Below are 663 nucleotides of genomic sequence, written 5' to 3'. Positions count from 1 at the left end.
ATGTTCATCGGCGTGTGGGTCGCGGCCCTTCTCGCCTGGCCGGACCTGACCTTCGACGCGGCCTGGGCAAGCTTCGGCCGGCTGCGGCCCGCCCATACGACGGCGGTGATCTTCGGCTTCGGCGGCAACGGCCTCATCGCCACCTCCTTCCATGTCCTGCAGCGCACGTCGCGCGCCCGGCTCGCCGGCCAGATCAGCCCCTGGTTCGTCCTGCTCGGCTACAATCTGTTCGTCGTTCTCGCGGTCACCGGCTATTTCATGGGCGTGACGCAGTCGAAGGAATACGCCGAGCCGGAATGGTACGCCGACATCTGGCTGGTCATCGTCTGGGTGACCTATCTCGTGCTGTACCTCCGCACCCTGGCGCGCCGCAAGGAGCCGCACATCTACGTGGCCAACTGGTACTTCCTGGCGTTCATCGTCGTCGTGGCGATCCTGCACATCGTCAACAACCTGGCGATTCCGCTGTCGTTTGCCCATGCCAAGAGCTATTCGGCCTTTTCCGGCGTCCAGGACGCGATGACGCAATGGTGGTACGGCCACAACGCCGTCGCCTTCTTCCTGACCGCCGGCTTCCTCGGCATGATGTATTATTATCTGCCCAAGCGGGCCGATCGACCCATCTTCTCCTACCGGCTGTCGATCATCAGCTTCTGGGGCATC

General features: G+C 63.3%; 1 protein-coding gene. It reads left to right on the top strand.

Annotation, left to right across the window (positions count from 1 at the left end):
- Positions 1 to 663, top strand: a 663-nt coding sequence (locus ING15_RS19315; RefSeq protein ID WP_206456469.1) for a cbb3-type cytochrome c oxidase subunit I, incomplete at both ends; no start/stop codon positions are given.

This window comes from Aurantimonas marina (assembly GCF_017183135.1).
In the GTDB taxonomy this organism is placed as follows: domain Bacteria; phylum Pseudomonadota; class Alphaproteobacteria; order Rhizobiales; family Rhizobiaceae; genus Aurantimonas; species Aurantimonas marina.
This window is presented reverse-complemented; position numbering and strand designations above follow the sequence as displayed.